Consider the following 25,089-nt stretch of genomic DNA (forward strand, 5'->3'; position numbering starts at 1 on the left):
GTTTTCTTTAATGTTTAATGATTACTTATTCTCTATTAACAACGCTTATGCCAAACAGTTTTATCTGACTTTGTCATTCCAAAGTCGGAAAAATCTGCAAGGAATTGTCATTTGAGCGTGACATTCTGTCATTTTTTCTCAAATATTGGAATAATATGTATTTTTGGAAAAATTAATCCAACATGACTTTTGACGAATACCAGAGTTACTTCGAGGATATCTTAAACAATACCGAAAAACACGAAGCATACTCATCAAACCCTGACTATTTAAGTTACGCTAAACTCAATTGGTCCAGAATGAACAGATGGTTGAAAAAATTTGAACCATCAGCAGAAATGAAAGTATGCATTGAAAACATCAAAGATCCGCAACACTGGATCTTAATCACAGAACCTTGGTGTGGGGATGCAGGGCACTCCGTTGCTCAGATCTATAAAATCGTAAAGGACAATCCTTTTATCGATCTTGATATTCAACTTCGCGACACTGAACCTTTTTTAATCGACGATTACTTGACCAATGGCGGAAAATCAATCCCGAAATTGATCATCCGTAACGATGTAGGACATGATAAAGTGGTATGGGGACCACGTCCAGATGCACTACAGCAAATCTTCGAAACTGAAAGAGCGGAAGGAAAACCAATGGAGGAAATCAAAGAAAACATCCAAAGGTGGTATAACGAAGATAAAGGAGCCGAAATCCAAAAAGAATTGACAAAATTATTATCTGAATAAAAAAAAGCTGCGATTGCAGCTTTTTTTTATTCAGATATATTCCAAAATAACCTTAATCCCTATAATGCCTTAAAATCCCCTTATCAAAAACCGTCCAAACTCCAGATGGCATATTAGCCTTTTTCAAAGCGGCGTTAGACCAAGTATTACAGGAATAAAACAAACTGTAAGCACCCTTCGCCTCATAGAATGCATCATCAGGACCATATTGCGCATTCGTCTCAATCAATATTGGTTTACCTTCCTTATCCATATCTAAGGAATTCAGGATATAGCTTTTCAGGACATTATATTGATTGCTATCGATCTGAACCTTATAACAAAGGTCATTTTCTTCCATCTGCTTATAATAAGTGACATGCAGGGCAGTTTCACCAATACCCAACCCAGCAACCAAAGCAGTCTTTAAGGTCAGGTCCTTCCACTCAGGGGTATTCAGGTAAAAGCCCTTATCACCCCAACCAATAGAAACATATTGCTGATTCAAATCCTTTCCCTTATTGTTTTCAATGGGAAAAACCTCCGTCCAGTCCTGTAATTCATTCCGAATGGGAAGCACGATATCGGTATGTACATCATTGGACAGCACATAAACCGTGATATTTTTAGGCATGCCTTCTTTATCATGCTTATCGGCAGAAATCCTAGACAGGACAGAATCTGCAGCAAAGTATAGACCTGCAAACACGATTAATCCAATAAACACATAGAGAAGGACCATCATAACTTTCTTCATCATAGATCGATTAAAGAAATAAAGATATCAATATTGTGGAAAAACAAATGGCAGGACTAAGCCTGCCATTCGATATATTTTTAAATCTTGGTATTAAAATAATTTCTGGGGGTATTCACCATCAGCTACCAATTTTGAGATACTTTCCTGTACGATTGGTTTATCTTCCATATAGGTAACACCAAACCATTTCGAAGAAGTTGGGATCACTTTAAAGTCAGCCTGTCCTTTTTTTACCATGTAATCAGGAACAGAAGGGATAAAGAATTCTGATTTAGGATTATCACCATTTTCTTCAACAAACTTAGGGAACATCTCCATCGCTACTTCAAAGATTTTAGGAGTAAAGCCCCAGAAGTTCATCGATACGCGTGCATCTGCTGGTAATTCATTTTTTACACCGTTCTCTTCAAAGACGATTTTCTTGTCGCCTTCAGTTTTATCATAATAGATGTTTGTTCTTTCCGTAACGGAAGCCATATGACCTTCAGGAGTCACCTCACATACACCACGAGAAACATAGCCATAGTCGGACATGGTATTGCCCAATGCAAATCCCATCAAAGACATGTGCTTATCATCCGCTTCATTGCTTAGGAAATCAGCCATTTTCTTAAAGGCATCAAAACCATAAAAATCATCAGCATTGATTACACAGAAAGGTCCATCAACTTCATCCTTCGCACTCATCACAGCATGAGCTGTACCCCAAGGTTTAGCACGTTCAATATCTTTATCGATTCCGAATTTTCTCAAGTTAAAATCTTGGAAAGCATAAGCTACCTCGATCTTACCTGCAAGCTTGGCGTCAAATTTCTCACGCATTACTGCTTCAAATTCTTCACGGATAATGAAAACTACTTTTCCAAAACCGGCACGGATCGCATCAAAAATGGAATAATCAATAATTGTTTCCCCATGTGGACCAAATCCATCCACTTGTTTTAATGAACCATAACGGCTAGCCATTCCCGCTGCTAGAACCACCAAAGTTGGTTTTCCCATAATGTAATTTTTTGTTTAGTACTCGATTTTCGTTTGCAAATATAATGTTTTATATATTATCTCTTTTTGAAGATAGAGTTAAGAATGCCATTGGCAATCTTCCCTAATAATTTCGCGCCCTCTCTCGCCAAAGTCCGGCTCGCCTGCGTCTGCGCCGCCTCCAAAGGCGTCTGTCTCCTAGATCCAGAGGACCTCGTTTTTCCTGCTGCTTTCTCTACCTCTTTCTGTGCCGCTTCGGCCTCTTTCTTTGCTTCAAAAGACTTCATGCGCTCCTCAATGATTTCCGATGCAGTCTGTCTTTCCACTCGTTCCTGATATTTCGAACGGTAATCCGAATTCTGAACCAATTCCTCATACAACTGAGGGCTACATGGCCCCATTACGGCTCTTGCAGGCACTAAATGCGTGGCTACCACTTCTGTGGGAATACCCTTATCATTCAAGACCGTCACTAAGGCCTGACCAGTTCCTAAGGATGTCAAAACCTTATCGATTTCGTAAAACTCCGATGTAGGATAGGTCTTCACTGTTTTCCTGAGGTTGTCGGCATCGTTCGGGGTAAATGCTCTCAAAGCATGTTGGACCCTATTTCCCAATTGTCCTAATACAGATTCAGGAATATCCGTTGCCGCCTGTGTACAGAAAAATACCCCTACTCCTTTTGAACGGATCAATCGAACGATTTGCTCGATCTGCGTCAGGAAAGCCTTCGATGCTCCATTAAACAATAAGTGTGCCTCATCAAAGAAAAACACCAATTTAGGTTTATCTAAATCGCCAACTTCGGGCAATTTCTTGAATAATTGGGCCAAAAGGCTCAATAAAAATGTGGAAAATAATAAGGGTTGGTCTTGGATATCGGAAATGTTCAACAAGGTGATCACCCCTTTTCCATCCACTTTTCCAAACAGGTCCTGTATATCAAATTCTTTTTCACCAAAGATATGGGCAAGGCCCTGTTGTTCGATGGCGACAATTTTCCTTAAGATCGTATTGGCACTTGCTGTCGAGATCTTACCATAATCATTCTTGATTTCCTCAGCGCCGGGCCCATCAGATAGGTAACTCAGCAACTTTTTGAGATCCGGAAAATCGACGATAGGCAACTGCGTATCATCTGCATATTTAAAAATTGCACTCAATACACCGGCCTGGGTATCGTTTAGGTCCAAGATACGGGCCAGTAGCACCGGACCAAAATCCTCGACCGTAACGCGCATTGGTGCTCCTAATTTTCCGGAAAGAGAGAACAATTCTATAGGGAAACTTGCGGGTTCAAAAGGAATTCCAACTGCATTTCCACGTTCTATCAGGGCATCATTGGTTTTTCCAGGTTCCGCTAATCCCGATAAATCCCCTTTTACATCCAACATGAAAACCGGCACACCGGCATCCGATAGTTGTTCTGCAGTCAACTGCAGGGTCCGGGTCTTACCTGTTCCGGTCGCTCCTGCAATCAGACCATGTCGGTTCATCATCTTTAAAGCGAGGTTTACCTTAGCTGCTGTTACAATCTCCCCATCAAGGATACCAGAACCTAATTGTATAAATGGCCCCTTGGGATTATAAGAGGCGGTTATCTTTTCAATAAATTGTTCTTTCATAAGTTATAGCCTTAATATGCTAATTGAATTAATAAATAAAGATATAATTATTCAAATTAAGATTTTAAACAAAATTATGTTAACACAATATTAAGAATTCAGATTAAAGAGGTGACTTTTGTAATTTTTTCATAATAAAATTTCAAAAAAGAAACTATTTTAAAATTTAATTTTATTTTTGTTGCAGAAATGATTATTAAGACCCACATGTTTACAAAGGCATATAGAATATTGGCAGCAAAACTTTGCTTCTTTATCTTCTTCACGAAGATGCTGATTTCTATTACCCCTATGTTTGTGGATGTACTGGATAAAGGTACTGTCTTACAAGTAGTCATGCAGCTTGAGATTGAAAACACCGCAAAAGGAACTAACAGCAACAATGAAGACCTGCACGAAACAGGCATCAAGATCTTTAGACCTGGTGATATCGACTTCATGCTTTTCAACCCAACCGTAGAAAATAGCGCTGGTATTAAACACTACCTGAAAAACGAGAAGAGTATCTGTGCCTACCATGCCTCCGTACCCACCCCACCTCCTAATTGTTAATTCAATATCCTAAGGGTATACCCTGTTCTGACCTCATTAGATCGACGTCTTAATAGGTATACTGAATCAAATTATCATTTATTGAATTAAAAATTTAAAACGTAGGTTTATGTTTGGTACACGTACGTCCGCTTTTTTGAAATTATCAAAAAGGGACTTAAAATATGACTTCCCAGCTAGTATTGTAGTATTTTTAGTGGCTTTGCCATTATGTCTGGGAATTGCAATGGCGTCTGGAGCGCCTCTATTTGCCGGTATATTGACCGGTATCATCGGTGGTATTGTTGTAGCATCGATTTCAGGATCACCCTTGTCTGTGAGTGGTCCAGCAGCAGGATTAACTGTTATTGTATTAGGTGCCATTGAAAAATTGGGCGCTTATGAAACCTTTATTTTGGCCGTACTTATTGCAGGTGCCATCCAATTGATCCTCGGGATCATTAAGGCAGGAATGATAGGAAACTACTTTCCATCTTCTGTCATCTTGGGCATGTTGGCCGCAATCGGTATCACCATTATATTGAAACAGATCCCTTTAGCATTTGGATTATCGGAAACTAATGCATTCGATTTTGAAAATGGTGGCGGAATTACTGCCTTTACAAACACAGTGATCTCAAATGTCAATTGGGGAGCCACCATTATTTGTTTCCTTTCATTGGCCGTATTGATCTTTTGGCCTAATATCAAGAAGTTGAACAAAGTCCCTGCACCGCTTATCGTCGTTTTATTAGGTGTAGGCTTAGGTTTTGCCTTCCAAGGTACCTCCTTCGCATTGAGCCAAGGACATTTTGTGAATATCCCAGTGGTATCTTCATTTGCTGAATTCCAAGGACTTTTCATTTTCCCGGATTTCACCCAGATCTTCAATAAAGAAGTTTGGATTGTAGCCTTTACCATTGCGATCATCGCAAGTTTGGAAACCTTGTTGAGTATTGAGGCCGTAGATAAACTGGACCCATTGAAACGTAATTCACCAACGAACCGCGAGCTGATCGCTCAAGGTATTGGTAATATTACAAGTGGTTTCTTGGGTGGTCTACCGATGACTTCAGTAATCGTACGTTCATCAGCAAATGCGAATGCAGGTGGTAAGACCAGACAATCGTCAATCTTGCATGGTGTTTGGTTATTGCTAGCTTTATTGGCCATCCCTAGTATGATCAACTTGATTCCTTTGGCAGGTTTGGCAGCAATTCTATTGCATACAGGTTATAAACTGGCAAAACCAGCCTTGTTCAAGCAAATGTTGATAAAAGGTTTGGATCAATTTATTCCTTTCGTAGTTACGGTTGTTGCTGTTGTGTTTACCGATCTATTGACCGGTGTAGGAATTGGTATCTTGGTGGCGACTTTCTATATCCTACGTGCAAACATGCACAATGCATACCACCTGAACATCAAATCTACCGATCATTCAGAAAACGAAACCGCTGTCATCACTTTGGCAGAAGAGGTAACTTTCTTGAACAAAGCACCGATTCAACAAAAACTTTACAATCTTCCTAAGAGTGTAAAATCAATCATCATTGATGGTCAGAAAAGTAAGTTTATTGACAAGGATGTCATTGATGTCATTAAGGATTTCGAGCAAAATGCCATTAGCAAAGGCCTGGAAATTGAGTTGAACGATGTTACGTATAAAAGAAACGGCATCGCCAAAAAACAAAAACTTAAAAAAGTAGTTTAAATAATTTAAAATAATTGCAGAAACTTGTAAGGTCTTTCATTAGACCTTACAAATAAATAAAATCACATAATAATGGGACAAAAAGAATTAGAAACAGGATTTACTCAGATTTTAGAAGGAAACAAAGACTGGATGGACTTCGTAGCGAAGGATTCATCAGGCAGATTTCAACAACTTTCTAAAGGCCAAAGTCCAGAAATCTTATGGATTGGATGCGCTGATAGTCGTGTTCCTGCGAATGAATTGACGGGAAAGAAGCCCGGTGAAGTATTTGTACACCGTAATATCGCCAATATGTGTGTCCATTCAGACATGAGCATGTTAGCTGTATTAGACTATGCGGTCAATGTATTAAAAGTAAAACATATCATCGTTGCTGGCCATTATGGCTGTGGTGGTGTTGCCGCTTCATTGAGTTCTCAACAATACGGTATTATCGACAACTGGTTGTGCCATATCAAAGATGTTTACCGTTTGCACGCTGCAGAGATTGATTCTATTGAAGATCAGGAAGAAAAAGCAAACAAACTGGTAGAATTGAACGTAAAGGAACAAGTATTCAACTTGACCTCTACCTCTATCGTGCAAAATGCATGGAAGAATGGTGCTGACTTAGCCATCCATGGCATGGTGATCAATATCGGAACCGGTCAATTGATTGACCTGAACACGACCTTTACCAATAATGAGGGTATGGGAACTGTTTTCGCATATGTATAAAATGCCCCTAGGACTATTACCATAGATTAGAAAAAGCCCTTCAACAAATTGTTGAAGGGCCTTTTTTATATATCAAGTTCTTTCCTATTTGACAAAGCTTCCATCTAAATTGATAGCTTTTGCAAATGAACTGGAAAAAAGATCGGCCACCACTGCAAATTGATCCCGGGTCACTTTATTCTCTGGTGAAAACTCCCCCTCAAACTTCAATTTGGTTTTCCAATCTTTCGCGATCTGTCTATCTACCTCATCACCTTTAAAGGCAATGAATTTGATCATGCCCAATAAATCTTTCCATGTCAGCTCGTCTTCACGGTAATTATCCAAGAACCATAATTGGCTACGGGTATAAATATCATTTAGGACAGGTTTGACATCACTAAATTTGACGATTTGGTCCCCATCAAAGATATACTTCCCTTCGACGTCCTTCCCTAAAAAGAAGCCGGTCAAATAACATTTTTGGATGGCAGCAAAATGAGGGTCTTTAACTTCCACATCCTGGTATGGGATCAATCTTGCCTTGAAAGCTAAAAGCTCTGCTTGTAGCTTTCGGATATCAATTTTCTTGCTATCGGTCTTGAAGAATGCTGTATAACCAGCTGTAGCACCAATGGCCTGCCCAAAGGAAGATCTGAACCCAATATTATCCGGAGATTTAGCCATGGACCTCAATCGCCCGATATCAAACAGGTTTTCTTTTTCAAAATCCAACAAATCTTTCAGGAAGACCACAGAAGAAGCTTTATCCAACTCCCCTACGGCCAAACTGGTCCTGCTGATTGCCAGACCCATATCCTTGGCCTGAGTATAGCCGCCTTGCAATGCCGAGTCCAATTTAAGTCCAGATGCCTTAACCAGGCCTGCATCTTCACTGGCATCTACTACCGACAGCACTTCAAATTTCTGTCTATTGGAAAGGATAATTTCCCAATTTCTTTTATTTCGGGTTACTTTAGATATGCTCTGTTCCTTAATGACGGTCAAGTTTGGCAATTCTCGCATATACTTGTCAATGGCATTCCTTGCCAATTGTGGATTAAAATCCTTCTTGACTACCTGGGCCAAGGAATCATCACGGGTCTTGCTGATAGCCATTTCCATCAGAATGCCCATCCATATCCCTCCATCCAAGTTTTTGTTGCCTTCAAATTGAAGGACCTCGGAAGTGATTTCCTCTGCCAAAATCGGCCTGTCCATCAGCATGACGGTCGGAACATTCGATCTGGCAGCCTGTATTGCAGCAGACAGGGCAGTAATGTCCGATCCATAAACGAACATCTTTGGTTTTGCCTTTTTTTGTGCACAAACCAGACAGGGAAATAGCAAACAAAGAAAGGTTAGGACTCTCAAATTCATAGTTCCATAATTTTAAATCGAAAATAAGCAAAATCAAACAAGTATTCGTTATGCTATTATCCATTATATCGTTGAAATAGCTAACTTTGCTACATGGTAGAAGAAGAAAAATCATTGAATTTTATTGAAGAGATTATCGAAGAGGATCTTCGTAATGGGAAAAATGATGGGCGTGTATTGACCCGTTTCCCTCCTGAGCCAAATGGCTATCTTCATATTGGGCATGCTAAGTCAATCTGTCTAAATTTTTCTTTAGCGCAGAAGTACAATGGCAAAACAAACCTACGTTTTGACGACACCAACCCTGTAACAGAGGATGTGGAATACGTAGATAGCATCAAAAAAGATATTCAATGGTTAGGATTCCAGTGGGCCGAGGAATTATACACCTCAGATTACTTTGATACACTTTACGACTTTGCGGTCGAATTGATCAAAAAGGAATTGGCCTATGTAGACGACAGCACTTCAGAAGAAATCGCTGCATCTAAGGGAACTCCTACCGTTCCAGGAACTCCGACCGTATACCGCAGCCGCTCTATCGAAGAAAACCTAAAACTTTTCGAAGAGATGCGCGATGGTAAATATAAAGATGGCGAAAAGGTATTGCGTGCCAAGGTGGACTTGGCGAGCCCTAATATGCACATGCGCGATCCGATCATTTATCGTATCAAACATGCCCACCACCACCGTACTGGTGACAAATGGTGCATCTATCCTATGTATGATTTTGCTCATGGACAATCTGATTCCATCGAAAAGATAACTCACTCGGTATGTACCTTGGAATTTATTCCGCACCGTCCATTATACGATTGGTTGATCAACAGTTTGGAGATTTTCCCATCTAAACAATATGAGTTTGCTCGATTGAACCTGAACTACACGGTGATGAGCAAGCGTAAATTGCTTCAATTGGTAAACGAAAAGTTCGTTGAAGGTTGGGACGATCCTAGGATGCCTACCATTTCAGGCCTACGTAGACGTGGATATACCCCTGAAAGTATCCGTAATTTCTGCGAACGCATCGGTATCCAAAAACGTGAAAACATGATCGATGTCAGCCTATTGGAGTTCTGTATCCGTGAGGACCTGAACAAAACAGCTTGGCGCAGAATGGCCGTATTGGACCCAATTAAATTAATCATCACAAATTATCCTGATGGAAAGGTTGAGGAACTACATGGCGAAAACAACCCAGAAGTTGAAGGTGGAGAGGGTAGCAGGGTAATCCCATTTTCTAAAGAACTATGGATCGAGCGTGAGGACTTTATGGAAGACGCTCCTAAGAAATTCTTTAGGTTAGGGCCAGGTCTTTCCGTGCGCTTGAAACACGGCTATATCGTAACCTGTACTGATTTCAAAAAAGATGAAAACGGTAATATTACGGAAGTGTACTGTGAATATGTTCCTAATTCTAAATCTGGTGAAGATACATCAGGCATGAAGGTAAAAGGAACCATTCACTGGGTTTCTATACCACATGCCAAAGAAGTGGAAGTACGTCTTTATGACCGTCTGTTCCAAGATGAGAATCCTGCTGCTGCCGAAGACTTCAAAGCTTCTATCAATCCAAATAGCCTACAGATCATTGAAAAAGCCTATGCTGAACCTGATCTGGCAAATGCTGAGCTTGGAAAAGGATATCAATTTATCCGCTTAGGTTATTTTAACCTTGATAACAAGAATACAACTGAAGATAAACTTGTCTTCAACAGAACAGTAACATTGAAAGACTCTTGGGCTAAAGAGTCTAAAAAATAATCTGGTTTTAAGGCATAAAAAAAGGACAAGTAAATTTCTTGTCCTTTTTTTATGGCCCGATAGTTTTACAACCACACGGCCTTGTATTTCTTGTCCATTCGGGAGGCTTCAGCCATCAACCGTTCATCTCCCAATTCTTTCAAGATCGGAACATACTGGTCTAATGCCGCCAATCCCAACTGAATGGAAATGGAATCATACCCCCTTTTTGCTTTTTGATAGATTGCCAATTGATAGTCCAAATTTTCCTTAATGGCCTCCAATTGCCTACCCGCCAACATCTTTGCTCTATCGACTTCCTTTACCTTCAGCAAGGTGTCCACAAGTACAGTATTGTAGTAGGTCTGTCGCATGCTTTTGGTCTCCCTCGGTTGAAAATCATAGGCTTGCAAGGCCAATTCCCTTGCCTCATCTAACTTTCCTTGATTAACCAAGGCTTGCATACCATCTGTATAGACATTAGGGTAGATCCATCCCTCATAGTATTGGTTGGAATCAACATCGAAATGCTTCAACGTATTAATATTGGACCATTCAAATTTATGAATGGCATTATCGTAAATCTTATCTGCATTGATCAGTCCGTTGCCATTTGAAGACTGCCCCATATCTACAGGCATCAGTTTGCTGACCAAGCCCTCTGAAGCAAGGTATTTATCCATGCCCATGGAGATTGCCGGTGCACTCAAGGAGACAAAGTAAATTGGCCTTTCCCAATTGTTATTGACCAAAATGGACATCAAGCTTAAGTCTGCTCGGGTCACCAGATTTTCCTTGAGCTCCCATTGCATGTGCTCTGGGATAAACTGCTGCCATTCCGCTGGAATATTGGCATTTTTCAAGGCTTTCTCCTTATCTATCTTAAGTTGGAGCTTTTTCGTCGGCATCACATTTACAAAACTGCCATCACTTGTTTCCAGCTTGTTCCTATTATCGTCCGAAAGCATCACATCCAGCAATTGATCCACATCTGTATAGCCTTCAATTCCTAGGTCAACCACCTGAATCACGTCACGAACACCCTTTTTTACTTTATTAAAGTCGAATGCGATCGGCAAAGCCTTGGATTGATTGACACCCTCCATCGCCTGCTTTACATACCAATCCGAGCCTAGGTAGCCATAATTCAAGACCCTGACATCTGTCCGGATTCCCTCTACTTCCTGTAGATACCATAATGGGAAAGTGTCATTATCAGCATAGGTGAACAATATGGCATTGGGCTCACAGGAGTTCAAGGTATTCAAGGCCACTTCCCTCGTCATATGACGACCAGAACGGTCATGGTCGTCCCAATTCTCCTTGACCAACAATATAGGGCCAGCAAGCATAGCAAATCCAACGGCAGAATAGGTAATTGCCTTCATGGAAAGTTTGCTCCTTTTTTGCATAAAATCAATCAAACCCAGGACTCCTAAACCGATCCATATAGCAAATACATAAAACGAACCTGCATAGGAATAATCACGCTCTCGCGGCTGTAGCGGTGTTTGATTTAAATACAGCACAATAGCTAATCCAGTAAAGAAGAACAATAGACCAACAATGCTGGCGTCCCTTTTGCTTCGCTTTGCTTGCCAGATCAAGCCGGCAAATCCGAGCAGTAGGGGAAGGAAGAAGTAGGTATTCCTACTTGGATCTTCTTTCATTCGATCAGAAATGGCATCCATTCCCGGCAAACGCAGTTCATCCAAAAAACCAATCCCTGAAATCCAATTGCCAGCAGTCAACTCGCCTTGGCTAGGTGTATCATTCTGTCTGCCCACGAAATTCCACATGAAATAACGGGAATACATATGACCTACCTGATAATTGAAAAAGAACTTCATATTATCCAGAAAGGTTGGATCCTCCCCATCTTGTAGATTCAAATATTGTTTATAGAATTCAGTATGCTTTTGGCTGTACAACCTCGGGAACAATACTTCCTTGTCGTATTTATAGCCTTTGACATTTTCATATTGCTCATATTGCTCGGTATCCTTCCTATAACCTACGGATTCCTTAACATCCGTTATTTTTGAATTGAAGGTCGGTCCCTTAAACAGGGGTTCAGATTGGTATTGTTCCCTGCTCAAATAGCCCAAAAAGGAATATGCATTATCAGGAGCATTATTGTTCAGTGTAATATTCGTTTGAGCACGGATTATTATCATACTAAAGGACGTGAACCCGAAAAAGACCAAACAAGTACCTAAAATCAAGAGATTTAGGATAGGCTTGTTCTTTCTGATCGAATACATAATGCCGAAAACCGCTGCTGAAACTAAGAGCAGGACAAACAGAACAATGCCTGAACCAAATGGCATACCCAATGTATTAACGAAGAAGAGATCAAATCCTGCTGCTATCTTTACAGAATATTGGATCACTCCCCAAAGAATAAAGGCTAAGGCGAGAACTCCCCAAGCAAAGGATTTAATTGCACCTTTCCAGGTCACCTGCTTAGACTTCCTGAAATAGATCAGGAGTGCTATGGCTGGAATCGTCAATAAATTCAACAGATGAACTCCGATGGATAGTCCCATCACATAGGCAATCAGCAATAGCCATTTATTGGAATCCGGTTCATCTGCCCTTCTCTCCCACTTCAACGCCAACCAAAATACAATGGCGGTACAAAGTGAAGACATGGCATAGACCTCTGACTCCACAGCAGAATACCAAAAGGAATCTGTAAAGGCATATGCCAGAGCTCCTACCGCTCCAGCAGCGAAAATCTGCAGATTTTGGAGGCTATTCCCTTCTGACTTTCCTAAAAGCAGTTTTCTTGCCAAGGCTGTAATGGTCCAAAACAAAAACATAATGGTCAAGGCTGAACAAAATGCCGAACCTAAATTCATCCAAAGTGCAATATGTTCCTTATTTCCAAGAGCAAGGTTTGAAAACAGGTTCTGAACCAAGAGAAACAAGGGTGCCCCAGGTTGATGTACAATTTCCAGCTTATCCGATGCCGCAATAAACTCACCGGTATCCCACCAACTGATGGATTGATCCACAGTGAATGCATACAATACAAACGCAATAACAGCACATAGCCAGCCGAGAAGATTGTTGATTTTGCTATAGTTCATAATAGTAGGTAATAAATGTGATTTAAATTTAAAAAAGAATTATCTCCCACATTTGTGATTAACATTATTTAACATGGAATACGGCTGCTCTCTTTCTTCCAAAAAGGCCTTATCATTGCTGGATTTTCAGGAGCTTTATTTGGATTTGTTTTACCCACATTCCGAAAACTCGCAAAATGAATAGAATTTTATCCAAGTCATTCTCGAAGCTGTCTCGAAGCTGTCTCGAATGAGACTGCTATATTGGTTAAAAAACTCTCCTCATGATAAACGACAAAAGGCGAATGAAATCATCCGCCCTTTGTTCTTATTTTAGAGTTAGTCAATTTAATTACACTAATTTTTCAACGATATTTTTAGTAGGTCCAGGATTACTCATGGTGTAGAAATGCAGTACTGGAACTCCAAAGTCTATTAATTCCTTACATTGCTGTACTAGCCATTCTTCGCCAACTCGCCTAACATCCGCATTGGTTTTACAGGATTCCACGGCATCGCTTAGGTCTTCTGGAATATCCAAGTGGAAAATCCGAGGAAGGGTAATCAATTGCTTCTTGGTTGTCAACGGCTTCAGTCCCGGAATAATAGGAACATGAATATCATTTTCCCTACACTTCGTCACAAATTCCTTATATTTTTCTACGTTAAAAAACATTTGGGTAACGATAAATTCAGCTCCCATTTCTACCTTTTTCTTCAACCATTTAAAATCGGTATTGAAGTTAGGTGATTCAAAATGTTTCTCGGGGTATCCGGCAACGCCGATACAGAAATTGGTCTTTTCGGATGAGCCTATATCTTCATGTAGGTAGGAACCTTCGTTCATATCCACCACTTGTCGCAATAGGTCGGTTGCATAAGCATGTCCTCCAGCGGTTGGGATAAAGTCGGCATCACCTTTTCTGGCATCACCTCTCAGCACCAATACATTATCGATACCTAAGAAGTTCAGGTCGATAAGTGCGTTTTCAGTTTCTTCTTTGGTGAAACCACCGCAGATCAGATGCGGAACCGCATCAACTTTATATTTACTCATGATGGCAGCACAGATGGCTACCGTACCAGGTCTTTTTCTATAGGATACCCTTTCCAACAATCCGTTAGCATGTTGTTTGTACAGGTAATCCTCACGGTGGTACGTCACATCGATAAAGGGAGGTTTGAATTCCATCAGTTCATCCATCGTTTGGAAGATACTTTGGATACCCTGCCCTTTAGCAGGAGGTAACAGCTCAAAAGAATATAAGGTCTTGCCTTTCGCGTTCTTGATGTGATCTACGATTTTCATAAAAATATATTAAGGCTTAGAGAGAACACAGTGAACACTGATTCTTTGGCTTATCTTTCCCATTTTGGGGGTAGAATGTAGCACCTTGACTGGTGTCAGGTTGCTAAGGCTTCAGCGGGTCTAGTCCCTCTGCCTTTCTCTATAAGCGAGGGCTAATATCGTCAATAGCAAGGTAATCTCAAAATGTTTCAAGAAAAAACTTTGCGGATGGCATTGAATCAGAAGGAATCAGGGTTGGATGGATGGGACATATAAATGAATGGAAGAAGGTATGATCATAAAAAAATGGGCGTTTATGAAACGCCCATTCTCTTTTCAAAATATCTTATTAATCTTCTAGGTACATATCTATCAAACCTTCAGGAAGGTTCAATACGATAATCTTTTCTTCGGGGTCTATGCCGACGATGAAGTCCTCATTAAGGGGAAACATGGCGTCTCGGCCATCGATATCTACGGTTGCGATAAATTGCTGTGGCATCTCTTGGACATGGGTAATTTCGCCCAATTCGCCTTCGTCTTCCTCAATGGCGGTATAACCTACCAGATCATGATAGGTAAAATCATCGGGATCACGTTCTGGCATTTTATCGTTTGGCAGGTAGATTTGCTTTCTCAATAAAGGTTGGGCTTTGTCAATATGGTCAACATCTTCAAAGTTGACATAAGCTGTGCTGTTATTGTGAAATTTGACCTTTTCTACAAAGAATGGCACCAATTTCTTGTCCATCTCCAAGAAAACTACATCCAGATCAAGGTCCATATAGTTATCAAATTCAAAAAACAGTTGCAGTTCACCCTTCAACCCTCGGGTTTTACTGACATAACCGATATAAAAACATTGATCTTTCGTCATATTCACAAATTAATTTCCAAAAATACGGAATTCTTTTTCTGTTGGGATTTTAGGGATGTAAAATCAAGATAAAATGGGAACAAAAAAGCCGGTTCATAGAATGATCCGGCCATTTTGAATACTTTATGAAGAGATTATCCTTCAGTTTCTTCAGTGTTTTCAGTAGCATCAGCAGCTTCTTCTGCTTCTTCTGTAGCTGTTTCTTCAGCAACAGGAGCGTTTTTAGCAGCGATAGCAGCAGCTCTGTCTTCTTTTTTCTTAGCTTCAGCAGCTAAAGCAGCTTTCTTAGTCTCATCTTTAGATTTCGCTAAGCCTGATTTCTTTCCTTCGATTTGAGCATCTTTACCTTCAGCCCATTTAGTGAAAAGTTCTTCAGCTTTAGCTTCATCAAAAGCTCCTTTTTTCACACCGCCTTGTAAGTGTTTTTTGTATAAAACACCTTTGTAAGAAAGGATAGCGCGAACTGTGTCAGTAGGTTGGGCACCTTTGTTCATCCAGTCTAACGCTTTTTCGAAATCCAAAACGATAGTTGCTGGGTTAGTGTTTGGGTTGTAAGAACCTAAACGCTCGATGAACTTACCATCACGTGGTGAACGGCCGTCTGCTACTACTACGTGGTAAAAAGGTTTTCCTTTTTTACCGTGTCTCTGCAATCTGATTTTAGTTGCCATGTTTTTTCTTTATTTATGTATTCAACATATCCCCCGTTGCTTCATGCAGGAGGGGACGCAAAGATACAAAGTATTATCAATTAATACAATAGAGAATTTAAAGCTGTTTTATCTGTAAAATATGCCCTCCTTCCGAGCTATAATCTTGAAAAAGATTTGAGTAATCTCCTAATAATACCGATATTCAGATACTTCAAACCATTGACATCTTATGCAAAGAATTGCTCCTTTAAGGATTGTAAAAGCTTCCGCTGGATCTGGAAAAACATTTTCTCTCACCGTACATTACCTGACCCTGTTGCTATCAAAAGAGAGCAGCTATCGGGAAATCCTCGCCGTTACCTTTACCAACAAGGCTACAGCCGAAATGAAAGGCCGTATCATGTCCGTCCTTCATGGCTTGGCAATCGGCAGTACAGCAGATGACATTGAGCAGTACAGACAGCAATTATTGCAGCAGAACACGCAATGGGACCCTGTAAGCATTCAGGAAAAAGCCAATCGGATCTACAGGAGGATCCTCCATGACTACAGCCATTTCTCGGTAAGTACCATTGACGGGTTTTCGCAAAAGGTGATCCGTAGTTTTACCTACGAACTGAACCTCGATTCTGGCTATGCCATCGAGATGAACACCAACAAAGTGAAGCGTGACCTGACCGTTATGCTAAACCAACTATTGGATGAAAGACCTGACCTGTTGGAATGGATCATCAACTATGCTGAACAGAAGATCGGGAAGAATGAGAACTGGAACTACCGACAGCAGTTAATGGGTTTGGCAGGGTTGATTTTCTCGGAGAACTTCCAGGAGTTTGACAGTTTTATGATTTCTGCTGATACAGACAGGATCTTCAACCTGCTCAACAAAGAAATTGATGAAAAGACGAATGCCTTTTTGGATGCCTTGGTTCAAGGAATAGAAACTTTCAAAGCTGAATATCGCCGATTGGGGGTTGATGATTCAGAAATGAAGGGAAAGTCCAGAAACAGACTCGTAGCGGCCAGCAAGATCAACATAGACCCCAAAAAGATTTCTACCTCTGATATCCAGGAAAAGATATTTGACAAGTTTTTGGTTTTGTTGGATAATGAAGAGCATTATATTGACGATAAAAAGGAGGTTAGGTATGAATACATGCAGGGCATCCGTCCGGCATTGGACGCCATCCTTTCCCTACAGCAGCATTTTGCAAATTATATTGCTTACCAAGCCGTACAGACCAACCTGTATTTCCTGAGGTTGCTCAAGGAAATGAGTGACCTCCTGAGTCAATGGAGAAAGGAAAACTCTGCACAATTGATCTCGGATGCGCAGATACTGCTAAACAAATTGGGTTTAGATGAACACAGTGACCCGACCTTTATCTGGGAGAAGATTGGCAACCGATACAATTATTTCCTGTTTGATGAGTTTCAGGACACTTCACGCATACAATGGAAAAACTATAGCCCATTGCTCCTAAATGCCCTTGCTGATGCTACGGGCAAGATTGCTGAGCATCTAGTGGTAGGCGATGTGAAACAGAGTATTTATCGTTGGCGAAATGGGGACTGGCGGATCCTTTTGCAACAGATTGACCAGCAGGTTTCGCAGAATTTCCACCTCAAGGAAAATCAAATAAATGAATTTATAGATAACGGAACGTTGGACACTAATTTCCGCAGCCTTCCGAATATCATTAATTTCAACAACTACCTATACGAAAAGATCCCTAGTCTATTGCAGCAAGTTTTGAACGAGAAAGTTGGCGAAAGTCTGGGCGAAGAAGGCATGACTTGGTGGAATGCTACGGGCAACAATAGCCTACTTGAAAAAGCTTATCAAAACAGCAGGCAACTGATCCCTGAACATAAGCTTCAGAACGGCAAACCCATGGGAAATATCGAAATCTCCTTTTTCCCTGTCAGTGATGGTCGAGCGCGGAACAATCAAGTGATGGAGGCTTCGGTAGAAGCCCTTTGTTCCAAGATTGCCGAATGGATCAGGACCGGAAAATATAAGCCAGCGGATATTGGGATCCTTGTCAGGAGCAATGCGCAGGCAAAATTGGTCATTCAAGAACTGATGCGCTTCAAAAACACCGAGAACCTCAACTTTGAGGTCATCTCTGGAGACGCCCTAAGTCTAATATCGAACCATGCCGTCAATCTGATCATTGAAACCTTAAGGTCTTTGGTTTTTCAATCGGAGAAACACGTTTTACACCTTGCCAACATGGCTTATCTTTTCCAATTGGCGCAGGGGAAATCCAACTTCGAGGAATCGATATGGCTGAAGTTCAAGGACAATAGTATTAAGGAACTGTCGGATGTGCTTCCGCTTACATTGATAGACTCATGGAGTCAATTGCAAAAAATGCCTTTGGTCCATCTGGTGGAAAAACTGATCGATGTTTATCAATTAGGGAATGAAGGAAGTATTCATTTACCATACCTTTTAGCCTTCAAGGATATCGCTACGGCTTTCTCCACCCAAGGGGAACGTGGAATCATACAATTCCTGGAATATTGGGATGAGGATGGCGAAAGGGCTGTACTGCCGTCGAGTGGCAAGGTCGATGCCATAGAGGTCAGTACAATACATAAATCTAAGGGATTGGCCTATGAGGTGGTGATGATCCCATTCTCTTCCTGGAAACTGGATGGAATGACCAATGGCGATTTTTGGATCGATGTAATGGATTCTCCTTTTTCAGAACTCGGAAAAATACCTGTAAAATATACCCAAACCTTAGGCAAGTCGATCTTTTACAAACAATATTTTGAAGAGATGCTGTTTAACTATATGGATGCCCTAAACACTTTTTATGTGGCAACCACAAGGGCAAAAAGCCATCTCTATATTACTGCGCCTCAATTTAAAGATGAGGTTGACAAGAAAACCGGTGAGATATTAGGTTCCGAGGTCAAGAATGATTTTATTTCAGACCTTTTGATTCAGGTCCTATCTGCCAGCAATTCTCCATTCCGATTAGAGAACAATGAATTTATTCTTTTGGATGAGCCATTAGCCGCTGAGCAGTCAAGCAAGAAAAAGGAAACTGAACAAGCTAGCATAAAAATTGAACTGAAGGATTATCCACAATCTTTAGCGCTAGAAACTGCTTTGGAAAAATCGACCTCAAGGAACATCAACACCATTTTGATGATGGAGAAGGCTGCACAATATGGGGTACTGGCACATGAGATCGTTTCGCTGGTAAAGGATGAATCGGAAATCGACAAACTGGTAAACCAATATATTGAGGAAGGTATTTTGGCCAGGGAAGAGAAGGACCTTCTCCTGGAAGAAATACAGCAGATCTGGAACCATCCAATCATTAACCAATGGTTGACGGGAAATTATAAGGTGTGGAATGAATCGAGCATCATCCTGGAGGATGGCAGTACCCAAAGACCGGACAAGGTGTTTACCAATGATCAGGAAACCATCGTATTGGACTTTAAATTTACTCAAGGAGATTATATCAATCATAAAACGCAGGTAGGAAGATACATGAATGCATTGAGCAATGTAGGTTACGGCCATATCAAAGGCTATCTATACTACGCTAAGTCGAAAGAATTAGTGGAGGTGAAATAAGGAAAGAACATGGAAAAAGCATTTTTAAGACTCGTTGCAGAAGACATTCAGGCTGAGTTTGGCCAAGACATATCAGATATTGCCATTGTATTCAATAATAAGAGGCCTATTACCTATCTGAAAAAACATTTGGTAGATGTATATGGAAAGGCCATTTGGTCACCACAGTTCTTTACCATTCAGGAGTTTTTTGCCCAATCAAGCAGTAATTTGCAGGCAACGGCATTAAGTCAGTTCTTCTACCTTTTTGAACTGCACAACGAATTATTGACCAAGGAAGGTCGTGATCCAGAGACCCTGGAGGAGTTCTACCCTATTGCGGAGATCATCTTAAGTGATTTTGGGCAGATCGACTATGATCTGGTACCGGTAGACCAGATCTATATGGAGTTGTTCGATACCTCCGAAATAGACCTTCATTTCCAACATTTCACGGAAGAGCAACAGTCATTCATCAAGCAGTTTTGGAAATCCTTTAGCATGAAAGGCCATACAGCCGTTCAGCAGCGCTTTTTGGCGCTATGGAAGCGATTACCAAAACTATATAAAGCATTTCAGGAGAAATTAAAAAACGAGAAGCAGACCAACTACCCTATTCTATATCGGGAATTGGCCGAAGGTAAAGCCGAGAATCAAGACTTTATCAAAGAGCACAAGAAAGTGCTTTTTGTAGGTTTCAACGCCTTGAACAGAGCTGAAGCACAATTGTTCAAAAAGTGGCAGGAAGAGGGTTTGGCTTTGTTTTACTTCGATGCGGATGCGCATTACCTGGATGATAAAATTCAGGAGGCGGGTTTATTCCTACGTCGGAACTTATTTAATACCGGCCTAGTCAATGCCTTGGGAGAATCGCCAAATCTTATTGCCAACCGGAATACGGATGTCAATCTATACAAAAGCCTTGGAAAAAACAGTGAAGCAAAATTGCTGCACGATGTTCTGGCAGTAAAGAACATAGATTTCAATAAGGAAACGGCAGCAATTCTGTTGGCTGATGAAAGTCTGTTGGTGCCCTTGCTGCAAAGTCTACCCAATATGGACATCAATATTACCACAGGATACCCCTTGATCCAATCAGCTATTTATGGATTGCTAGATCTATGGGCAGAAGTGCAGTTATTGATCACTCAACAGAAAAAGGAAAAAATACCTTATCAGCTATTGGAGACCTTCCTGAGCCATCCAATGACCAAGGTTAGTCGGAAACAGAAGCAAGATATACAGCGGGATTCTGCCAAGAGGCAGCTTTTTGAAATTCCGATTGCTGAGATTGATGTAAGTGGTTCAGTGCTTCCACATTTCTTCAGAAAACTAAATAATCCGGAAGAGCTTATCCCTCAAATGATCAAAATCATCGATGATCTGTTGAGCAGTCTTGCCTTGGAAGGAAGAACCAAACTGATCGAATCAAACCTTTTGATCGAAACCAAAAAGGTATTGAATCAGATGCACCTCGGTTTTGAAAAGCTGGGTAACTTGAGCGTGCTGTTCCAAGTTGGCTTGATCAAGAAAGCATTATCTCCGATCAATTCAGCTATTGAAGGGGATCAGCTTCACGGATTGCAGATCATGGGTCTGCTTGAAAGTAGATGTTTGAATTTTGACCATGTGTATGTTTTAGGGGTCAATGAAGGAATTCTCCCGAAAACTTCCAGCTCTCCTACCTTTCTGCCGAATAACTTACGGAAGGCATACGGACTTCCTGTTTTAGAAAACCAGGACGCTCTTTCTGCTTATTTATTTTATAGACATTTCCAATACAGCGATGATATACACCTGTTCTACAACGGAATCGTGGATGAAAGCAGTACGGGCGAGGAAAGTAGGTTCATCAAGCAGTTGATGTTTGAAACTAAGTTTAATTTCATCAACCATATCCAACAACAGCCTTTATTGTTTCCTAATCAACCTCAGGAATTGGTCATCGAGAAAAAAGGAGCGATTTGGAACAAGCTTTATGAGAGCTATATCATCAATAAAAAACCGCTTTCAGCATCGGCATTTACTACCTACCTGATGTCACCGTTGCAGTTTTTCCTGAAATATGTGGCTGAGATCAAAGAACCACCCAGCATATCTCAGGAGTTTGAGATGAATAAACTGGGGACGGTCATTCATAACTGCATGGAACATCTGCTAACGGCTATATTAGACCGTAAAGATTTTGTTCCAACTTCGGAATTGGAGAAAGCACTTGAAAAAGTGGATACGGTCGTAATTCAGGAAATCGGCAGGCAATATGAATCGGAATTGCACACCTTGGAAGACCTGAACAGTTTGCAACGTATCATGCATAAAATATCTTCTGAATACATCAAGATGTACCTGCAATATGATATGGAGCAATATGAATCGATCAAGATCGTGGAATTGGAAAATGATGTGGATTATCATTTGGACTTCGAGATCAATATCAATGGCACTCCTGAGATGATCAATCTATTTGGGATCATTGACCGTGTGGATGAGGTAGTTACGAAGAATGGACAGCATAAACTTCGGATTGTGGACTATAAAACTGGGGCAGATCAAGTTATTTTTGGTAATTTGGATAAAGTATTTGCCGAAAACACCGAAAACAAAGCCTTATTGCAGACCTTATTTTACGCTTATGTCTATGAACAGGTTTCAGGACTGAAAGGATTGGAGCCTCATCTATATGTTGCAAGACGTATGCGCGAAGATGGCACCTTATTTAGGAACAGAAGTGGTAGTTTGGTTTTTGAAAACTTAAACTTGGAGGATCAAAAGAAGGTATTTATAGGATTCTTGAAAGAAACATTAGAGGAATTGTTCAATCCTGAGATACCATTCAAACATAATCCAGATGCTATAGTTTATCCTTCAGACCCGTACACCTTGTTTTATAAGTACAGTGTTGCAGAAAAGGCAGAAGAGGAGGCTTAAGTACGGTAAAACTTTATTTTGCAAGAATATTCATGTTAGAAGTCAATTTTAGGATCAAGGTTTTTTATCATGCCGCGAGGGATTTAAGCTTTACCAAAGCATCTAGAGAACTAAACATCAGTCAACCTGCAGTTTCCAAACATATTCAAGAACTGGAGAATACCATTGGTCAGGCGCTATTTTTGCGTAATGGCAGCAGAATCCTGTTGACTGAGGCTGGTGCTACCTTAATGGAATCGGTGAAGGTCATCATCCATGAATATGAATTGGCTGATTATAAGCTGGGGCTGCTCAACAATCAAATCCGTGGAAACTTGGTCATTGGTGCCAGCACAACCCTTGCGCAATATATCTTACCGAAGCTAATTGCCAAGTTTTCTGAACAGAACCCGCTGATCAACATCAAGCTGTTTACCGGCAATACGGCTCAGGTGGATCGCTGGCTCTATGAAAGGAAGATTGGTTTGGGCTTTGTGGAAGGTATCGCAGAAGACCAATCCCTGAAATACAACAAGATCCTGGATGACCAGTTGATATGGGTAGCCAGAACCACCCACCCCCTATTTAAGCAATCACCTATCTGCTTGGATGAGCTCAAAAAACAGGAGTTTATCTTCAGGGAGCCTGGCTCTGGAACGAATGACATCGTATTCCAGAAGTTTAGTGAAAATGATATCAATGCCAGGGATCTGGTAAATCGGGTACAGATGTCGAGTTCAGAATCAATTAAACAATATATACGATATAGTAATGCCATTGGGATTCTATCTAAATATGCCGTTCAGAATGAATTGGAGAATGGAATTCTAAAACAAATAGAAGTTGAGGGCTTCGAAATCAACAGAGAGTTATATTTAGTTCATCTTCACGGGGAGCTGTCAGGGCTTCCAAAACAGTTTATACGCTTTATCAATCAATCACTTACAAAGTAAGATAACCTGAGGTTATAGCCCATAACATTTTACCGTTTTAGCGACTCCATTAACAAGCTTAAGTTTGTTCATATGGAAAACGATTTAAACAAACCACAAAACCTTCTCAAGGAAGTAAATAAGATTGCCAAACAGACAAAAATCGTGGCAGGCTTATTTATTTTCATCGTATTCGTTGTCCTCATGCAAGCATTGGGGTTCAACACCAATATATTTAAGGCCAAACTAGCTGCTGACAAAAAGCAGGATAGCGTGGCGACCAATTCCGTGAACCTGATCAAAGACTTTAAAATGGCGCCCTATCCTGATTCTGAGGAAGGGAAAATGGCCGCCTATGGGGAAAAATTAATCAAAGAAACGCCCAAATACCTGGGTCCCAACAACAAGCATGGCGAGGTGTTTTCGGGCAATAACCTTGCCTGTGGCAGTTGTCACCTTAATGGCGGAACAAAGGAATATGCAGCCCCCTATATCGGCTTAAGCGCCTTATTCCCTATATATAGCGGCCGTGAGGGCAAAGTTGCAACAATAGAGGAAAGAATCAATGGCTGCTTCGAAAGGAGCATGAACGGCAAGAAACTGCCCTCAGAGAGCAAGGAGATGATTGCCATCGTGAGTTATATCAAACACTTGAGTAAAGATGTTAAAGTTGGAAGCAGGATAGAAGGTCAAGGCTTCGTGAAACTAGAGGCTCCTGACCGCAAGGCCGATCTACAACATGGGGAGTCAGTATTCAAGACACAATGTATGAGCTGCCATCAAGCTAACGGCCTTGGTTTGCCTAAAAAAGCTGATGAACCAGAGGAAGGTTATTTATATCCTCCACTTTGGGGTTCCGACTCATTCAATGATGGCGCGGGCATGGGTAGAATGCTGACCGCAGCTAAATTCATCAAGGGCAATATGCCATTGGGAGCAAGTGCTGACGCTCCTATCCTATCAGATGAAGAGGCATATGATGTAGCGGCCTACATCAATTCCTTTGAAAGGCCTTCGAAAGCGAATAAAGAAAACGACTATCCTGATCTGAGCAAGAAACCAAAGGACAGCCCTTATCCGCCATTCGCTGATAAAATACCAGAAGAACAACATAAATACGGACCTTTTAATTTTTAAAAAGCATGAGAAATATAATTATTATTTGCAGTCTATTTTTAATGACTAGCAGCCTAGTAAAGGCACAAAGCAAATCAATTGACAACAAATTGATTGAAAACGCCAAGTTTAGTGGCGCGGAGACTCACCATAAACACTATAAAGCCATCTATCAATTGGACAGCAACAATCCTGATGTTGTTAAAAAGGCTTTTAGGAACATCAAGAACGTCTTGAATGACCCACGCTTAAAGGATAAGATCGAAGTGGAGTTGATAACTTTCTCTGGCGGTACTGAAGTGATGTTAAAAGACTCAGGCTATGAAGAAGCATTGAAAGAACTGATCGATAAAGGAGTCACAGTGGCTCAGTGTACAAACTCTCTGCATGAGAGAAAACTGAAAAAAGAACAGTTATATGATTTTATCGGCTATGTACCGAGTGGCAATGGTGAACTGGTGATCCGTGCTTCAGAAGGCTGGGTAATCGTAAAACCATAATACACCTTAA

The 25,089-nt window shown here is 40.8% G+C and carries 18 protein-coding genes and 1 riboswitch; of the genes, 10 read left to right on the top strand and 8 right to left on the bottom strand.

Annotated elements, in window-relative coordinates; all coding sequences use genetic code 11:
• Window positions 1–182 precede the first annotated feature (182 nt).
• Entirely contained in the window at window positions 183–740 is a 558-nt protein-coding gene (locus RT138_RS03000) for a thioredoxin family protein (protein WP_313189467.1), read from the top strand.
• Between the two features lie 52 nt (window positions 741–792).
• Here RT138_RS03000 and RT138_RS03005 read toward each other — a convergent pair whose 3' ends face one another.
• The 3 genes from RT138_RS03005 to RT138_RS03015 all read right to left on the bottom strand — a co-directional run bounded on the left by RT138_RS03005 (window position 793) and on the right by RT138_RS03015 (window position 4,085).
• The gene (locus tag RT138_RS03005; protein ID WP_313189468.1) at window positions 793–1,479 is read right to left on the bottom strand and encodes a TIGR02117 family protein; all 687 of its coding nucleotides are present in this window, start codon (window positions 1,477–1,479) and stop codon (window positions 793–795) included.
• Between the two features lie 90 nt (window positions 1,480–1,569).
• Window positions 1,570–2,481: a sugar phosphate nucleotidyltransferase gene (locus RT138_RS03010; RefSeq protein ID WP_313189469.1), complete on the bottom strand. Its 912-nt coding sequence runs from the start codon at window positions 2,479–2,481 to the stop codon at window positions 1,570–1,572.
• A gap of 56 nt (window positions 2,482–2,537) precedes the next feature.
• Entirely contained in the window at window positions 2,538–4,085 is a 1,548-nt protein-coding gene (locus RT138_RS03015) for a helicase HerA-like domain-containing protein (protein ID WP_313189470.1), read from the bottom strand.
• Window positions 4,086–4,292: 207 nt separating this feature from the next.
• Between RT138_RS03015 and RT138_RS03020 the strand changes: the two genes are divergently transcribed.
• From RT138_RS03020 to RT138_RS03030, 3 genes are all read left to right on the top strand, one after another.
• Window positions 4,293–4,637 (top strand): hypothetical protein, encoded by a 345-nt coding sequence (locus RT138_RS03020; protein ID WP_237219504.1) that lies wholly within the window; start codon window positions 4,293–4,295, stop codon window positions 4,635–4,637.
• Between the two features lie 109 nt (window positions 4,638–4,746).
• A complete protein-coding gene (locus RT138_RS03025) occupies window positions 4,747–6,327 on the top strand; it encodes a SulP family inorganic anion transporter (protein ID WP_313189471.1) in 1,581 nt (526 codons plus the stop codon).
• Window positions 6,328–6,399: 72 nt separating this feature from the next.
• Window positions 6,400–7,047, top strand: a complete 648-nt coding sequence (locus tag RT138_RS03030) for a carbonic anhydrase (protein WP_313189472.1) — start codon at window positions 6,400–6,402, stop codon at window positions 7,045–7,047.
• An 84-nt stretch (window positions 7,048–7,131) separates the two neighbouring features.
• Here RT138_RS03030 and RT138_RS03035 read toward each other — a convergent pair whose 3' ends face one another.
• Window positions 7,132–8,406, bottom strand: a complete 1,275-nt coding sequence (locus RT138_RS03035; RefSeq protein ID WP_313189473.1) for an FAD-dependent oxidoreductase — start codon at window positions 8,404–8,406, stop codon at window positions 7,132–7,134.
• Window positions 8,407–8,499: 93 nt separating this feature from the next.
• Between RT138_RS03035 and RT138_RS03040 the strand changes: the two genes are divergently transcribed.
• A complete protein-coding gene (locus RT138_RS03040) occupies window positions 8,500–10,170 on the top strand; it encodes a glutamine--tRNA ligase/YqeY domain fusion protein (protein ID WP_313189474.1) in 1,671 nt (556 codons plus the stop codon).
• A 65-nt stretch (window positions 10,171–10,235) separates the two neighbouring features.
• On the opposite strand, the gene RT138_RS03045 is transcribed toward RT138_RS03040, so the two are convergent.
• The 4 genes from RT138_RS03045 to RT138_RS03060 all read right to left on the bottom strand — a co-directional run bounded on the left by RT138_RS03045 (window position 10,236) and on the right by RT138_RS03060 (window position 16,059).
• Window positions 10,236–13,244 carry a protein O-mannosyl-transferase family gene (locus RT138_RS03045; RefSeq protein WP_313189475.1) on the bottom strand — a complete coding sequence of 1,003 codons (3,009 nt, stop codon included), beginning with the start codon at window positions 13,242–13,244 and terminating at the stop codon, window positions 10,236–10,238.
• Window positions 13,245–13,575: 331 nt separating this feature from the next.
• Window positions 13,576–14,532 (bottom strand): methylenetetrahydrofolate reductase, encoded by a 957-nt coding sequence (locus RT138_RS03050; protein ID WP_185213942.1) that lies wholly within the window; start codon window positions 14,530–14,532, stop codon window positions 13,576–13,578.
• Window positions 14,533–14,579: 47 nt separating this feature from the next.
• Window positions 14,580–14,680: riboswitch (SAM riboswitch) on the bottom strand.
• A 180-nt stretch (window positions 14,681–14,860) separates the two neighbouring features.
• Complete coding sequence (gene rimM, locus RT138_RS03055) at window positions 14,861–15,388, bottom strand: ribosome maturation factor RimM (protein ID WP_185213941.1); 528 nt, start codon at window positions 15,386–15,388, stop codon at window positions 14,861–14,863.
• A 134-nt stretch (window positions 15,389–15,522) separates the two neighbouring features.
• The gene (locus RT138_RS03060; RefSeq protein WP_185213940.1) at window positions 15,523–16,059 is read right to left on the bottom strand and encodes a 30S ribosomal protein S16; all 537 of its coding nucleotides are present in this window, start codon (window positions 16,057–16,059) and stop codon (window positions 15,523–15,525) included.
• Between the two features lie 211 nt (window positions 16,060–16,270).
• On the opposite strand from RT138_RS03060, the gene RT138_RS03065 reads away from it, so the two are divergent.
• From RT138_RS03065 to RT138_RS03085, 5 genes are all read left to right on the top strand, one after another.
• On the top strand, window positions 16,271–19,645 hold the full coding sequence (locus tag RT138_RS03065; protein ID WP_313189476.1) for a UvrD-helicase domain-containing protein: 3,375 nt from the start codon (window positions 16,271–16,273) through the stop codon (window positions 19,643–19,645).
• Between the two features lie 9 nt (window positions 19,646–19,654).
• A complete protein-coding gene (locus RT138_RS03070; RefSeq protein ID WP_313189477.1) occupies window positions 19,655–22,552 on the top strand; it encodes a PD-(D/E)XK nuclease family protein in 2,898 nt (965 codons plus the stop codon).
• A 32-nt stretch (window positions 22,553–22,584) separates the two neighbouring features.
• Window positions 22,585–23,484, top strand: a complete 900-nt coding sequence (locus RT138_RS03075; protein WP_185213937.1) for a LysR substrate-binding domain-containing protein — start codon at window positions 22,585–22,587, stop codon at window positions 23,482–23,484.
• Between the two features lie 72 nt (window positions 23,485–23,556).
• The gene (locus RT138_RS03080; protein WP_313189478.1) at window positions 23,557–24,600 is read left to right on the top strand and encodes a c-type cytochrome; all 1,044 of its coding nucleotides are present in this window, start codon (window positions 23,557–23,559) and stop codon (window positions 24,598–24,600) included.
• Window positions 24,601–24,605: 5 nt separating this feature from the next.
• On the top strand, window positions 24,606–25,079 hold the full coding sequence (locus tag RT138_RS03085) for a DsrE family protein (protein WP_313189479.1): 474 nt from the start codon (window positions 24,606–24,608) through the stop codon (window positions 25,077–25,079).
• Window positions 25,080–25,089 lie beyond the last annotated feature (10 nt).

This window comes from Sphingobacterium sp. (assembly GCF_032065005.1).
Taxonomy (GTDB): Bacteria; Bacteroidota; Bacteroidia; order Sphingobacteriales; family Sphingobacteriaceae; genus Sphingobacterium.